This is a genomic window from Mesorhizobium sp. M7A.F.Ca.CA.002.05.1.1 (assembly GCF_003998335.1).
GTDB lineage: Bacteria > Pseudomonadota > Alphaproteobacteria > Rhizobiales > Rhizobiaceae > Mesorhizobium.
Window position 1 is genome coordinate 1 of sequence record NZ_RZQI01000686.1, and the last position, 3,276, is coordinate 3,276.

Below are 3,276 nucleotides of genomic sequence, written 5' to 3' on the forward strand. Positions count from 1 at the left end.
GCGCATCACGCCGTGAGGCGAGAGCGTGACGATGAAACAGCTTCTCCTGCTTCGTCACGCCAAATCCAGCTGGGACGACCCTGGCCTTGATGATTTCGATCGGCCTTTGGCCGAACGCGGAGTGAAGGCGGCGCGCTCGATCGGGCGCGAGCTTGCGGCGCGCGGCTGGCTGCCGGACCTGGCGCTGGTGTCGCCGGCGCTGCGCACCCGCGACACCTGGCGGCTGGTGGCGGCCGAGTGGCCCATGGAGGCGCCTGTCGAATTTGTCGAAGCGCTCTACGAAGCGACGGCGGCGGACATTCTCGCCGAGCTGAGCAAGGTAAAGGCCGCAACCAACACCATTCTGTTGCTGGGCCACAATCCCGGCCTGGAAGAATTCGCACGGCGCCTTGCCGGTTCCCAATCGGATGGCTCCGCTCGGAACCGGCTTGAGGAAAAATTCCCGACCGCGGCGCTGGCCCGTTTCACCGTTGACACCGACTGGACGGATCTCGCCTTCGGCGGAGCGCGGCTGACGCATTGCCTCAGGCCGAAGGATCTCCGCTAAGACCTGTCCCGCACGGCTTCGTCCCATGCAAAACGACGCGTCGGGCACGTTGCCGATCGCATGTTCCAGCGAAGCCGCCCTGGTTGGGAACCAGACCGCATATAGCGAGTTTTTCCATATGGGCCGCCGATAATCGAGCAAACCGGTCCGCACGTGCGCCATCCCGCTGACTGAACTCGCGAGCCGGAAATGACCGGATCTCCCCTGCGCAAAACCGCCTGGCGGTCTCACGAACTGCAAAGTCATGAGGCCATTCGTGTCGTCGGCAGCCGCGAGCACAATCTCAAGAACGTCAGCATCGACATTCCAAAAAAGCTCATCACCGTTTTCACCGGCGTCTCGGGTTCGGGAAAGTCCTCGCTGGTATTCGATACAATCGCGGCGGAATCGCAGCGCCAACTCAATGAGACCTTCAGTTCCTTCGCCCGCCATCGCCTGCCGCACTATGGACAGCCAGACGTGGATTTGATCGAGAATCTGGCGGTGGCGATCGTTGTTGATCAGAAGCGCCTAGGCGGCAATGCCCGCTCGACCGTCGGCACAGCCACCGACATCCAAGCCCTGTTGCGGCTGTTGTTTTCCAGGGTCGGCGAACCATTTGTCGGCCTGTCCAGCGTCTTTTCCTTCAACCATCCGGACGGCATGTGCCCGCGCTGTGAGGGGATCGGCGCCATCACCACGGTTGATGTCGACGCACTGCTCGACCGCTCGAAATCACTCAACGATGGCGCTATCCGCTTCCCGCTTCTCGCTGTCGGCAGCGCGCGCTGGAAGCGCTATGTGCTGTCGGGTTATTTCGACAACGACAAGAAACTCGAAGACTACAGTCCCGAGGAATGGGAGCTTTTGCTGAATGCCGAGCCACACAAGCCGCCGCATCCGGCCAAAGGCTGGTGGGCGAGTTCGATGTATGAGGGGCTGATCCCGCGCTTTCACCGCAGCTTTCTGCACAACCGGTCGAGTTCAGACCGGAACGAGGCGCTGGAGAGCGTGGTGACCAGCGGGCTATGCCCGGATTGCCATGGGGCGCGGTTGCGGCCGGAAGTCCTGGCATGCAAGATCAACGGCAACAGCATAGCCGACCTTGCCGCCATGCCGGCCAGCGATCTTGTGCCCATTGTCGCGGAAATTTCAACGACCGCGGCTGTGCCGATCGTCGCGGCGCTCTGCGCCCGACTTGACCACATGACTGGCATCGGGCTCGGCTATATCAGCTACGAGAGATCCGCGACAAGGGCAACACTGTGCTGGTGGTCGAGCACGATCCTCAGATCATCGCCATCGCCGACCATGTCATCGATATGGGTCCGGGCGCGGGCGAGAGTGGTGGGCGCGTCGTCTTCGAGGGCAAGGTGGCCGATCTCGAACGATCCGACACTTTAACCGGCCGCTTCATGAAGGCCCGACCGCACCCGAAAGCGGTGCTGCGCCCCCCGACAGGCTGGTTGAAGCTGCGCAACGCCAACCTCCACAACCTCAAGAACGTCAGCGTCGACATTCCACAAGGGGTGCTCACTGCGGTCGTCGGCGTTGCCGGTTCGGGCAAGAGTTCACTGATCAACGGCGTGTTCTCGCGTCGCTACCCCGACGCCGTATGCATCGACCAGGGTGCGCTGGGCGGCTCCATACGCTCGAACACGGCGACCTATACAGGGGTCCTCGACCCAATCCGAAAACTATTCGCCGAAGCCAATAGCGTCGGTGCCTCTTTGTTCAGTTCCAACTCGGCCGGGGCCTGTCCGGGGTGCAAAGGGCTCGGTGTCACCCGCATGGATATGGCCTTCATGGACACCATCGTCAGCGCTTGCGAGGTCTGCCACGGCCGACGGTTCACCGACGCGGTGCTCGCTTACAAGCTTCGCGGCAAGAACATCGACGACGTGCTGAGCATGAGCGTTTCAGACGCCCAGCGCTTCTTCCACGAGCCGGACATCCGCCCGGCACTCGACCGTGTGGCCGAGGTCGGCCTTGACTACATGACGCTTGGCCAACCCCTGAGCAGTCTCTCTGGCGGCGAACGCCAGCGCATCAAGCTGGCAACGGAGTTGCAGAATATCGGACGCATCTTCATCCTCGACGAGCCGACAACAGGGTTGCACATGTCGGATGTGGCAAGGCTGGTCAGGTTGATGGGGCGGCTGGCCGACAGCGGCAACACGTTGCTGGTGATCGAGCACAATCTCGACGTCATCACACAAGCCGACTGGATTATCGAGATGGGTCCGGGCGCCGGGCAGAATGGCGGCAGCGTTATCTTCAAGGGCAATCCGATCGAGATGATCAACTCGGAAACGTCTCAGACGGCGCCCTGGATCAGGGCGGGTGCATCACTCGAAACCTGAATTATGGATGTGGAGCACTTTTCCGGCGCCGCCCGGCGAGCTTTAGCCGACTGCTCGTCATTTCGAAATATTTTCCCAACGCATAAAACAAGAGCGGCGGGCAAAGCCCACCGCTCTTTGTGGTCGCAGACTTCAGAAAATCAACGACCCCAGATGCCCTGGCCCGACTGAGCCGGCACCTTGGCATTGGCATCACCCTGCGTCTTTACGGACTTCGGGATCGAGCCGGTGTGTGTGGTGTCGATGTTGGACACGGACTGGTTCGCAACCGGCTGGTTGGCATTGTAAGAGCCATAGTTGTCGCTGCCGGCAAAAGCGGTGCCCGTGGCGACGAGGATGGCGGCGGCGGTAAGAGCGATCTTGGTCACTTTATTTACTCCTGAATTC

At 61.4% G+C, this 3,276-nt stretch carries 4 protein-coding genes; 3 read left to right on the plus strand and 1 reads right to left on the minus strand.

What is annotated here, in order from left to right; all coding sequences use genetic code 11:
* Nucleotides 1-31: 31 nt before the first annotated feature.
* The 3 genes from EN939_RS26620 to EN939_RS39335 all read left to right on the plus strand — a co-directional run bounded on the left by EN939_RS26620 (nucleotide 32) and on the right by EN939_RS39335 (nucleotide 2,889).
* Nucleotides 32-547, plus strand: coding sequence for a SixA phosphatase family protein (locus tag EN939_RS26620; RefSeq protein WP_127270733.1), 516 nt, complete (start codon nucleotides 32-34; stop codon nucleotides 545-547).
* A gap of 189 nt (nucleotides 548-736) precedes the next feature.
* A complete protein-coding gene (locus EN939_RS39330) occupies nucleotides 737-1,930 on the plus strand; it encodes a hypothetical protein (protein WP_236383102.1) in 1,194 nt (397 codons plus the stop codon).
* A gap of 11 nt (nucleotides 1,931-1,941) precedes the next feature.
* Nucleotides 1,942-2,889, plus strand: coding sequence for an ATP-binding cassette domain-containing protein (locus EN939_RS39335; RefSeq protein ID WP_236383115.1), 948 nt, complete (start codon nucleotides 1,942-1,944; stop codon nucleotides 2,887-2,889).
* A gap of 140 nt (nucleotides 2,890-3,029) precedes the next feature.
* On the opposite strand, the gene EN939_RS26630 is transcribed toward EN939_RS39335, so the two are convergent.
* Entirely contained in the window at nucleotides 3,030-3,257 is a 228-nt protein-coding gene (locus tag EN939_RS26630) for a DUF680 domain-containing protein (protein ID WP_127270735.1), read from the minus strand.
* Nucleotides 3,258-3,276: the final 19 nt, after the last annotated feature.

Bases quoted from the DNA above. Each gene is read 5' to 3' on its own strand.
- EN939_RS39335 (WP_236383115.1), top strand. From the start codon at position 1,942: ATGAAGGCCCGACCGCACCCGAAAGCGGTGCTGCGCCCCCCGACAGGC.
- EN939_RS39330 (WP_236383102.1), top strand. From the start codon at position 737: ATGACCGGATCTCCCCTGCGCAAAACCGCCTGGCGGTCTCACGAACTG.
- EN939_RS26620 (WP_127270733.1), top strand. From the start codon at position 32: ATGAAACAGCTTCTCCTGCTTCGTCACGCCAAATCCAGCTGGGACGAC.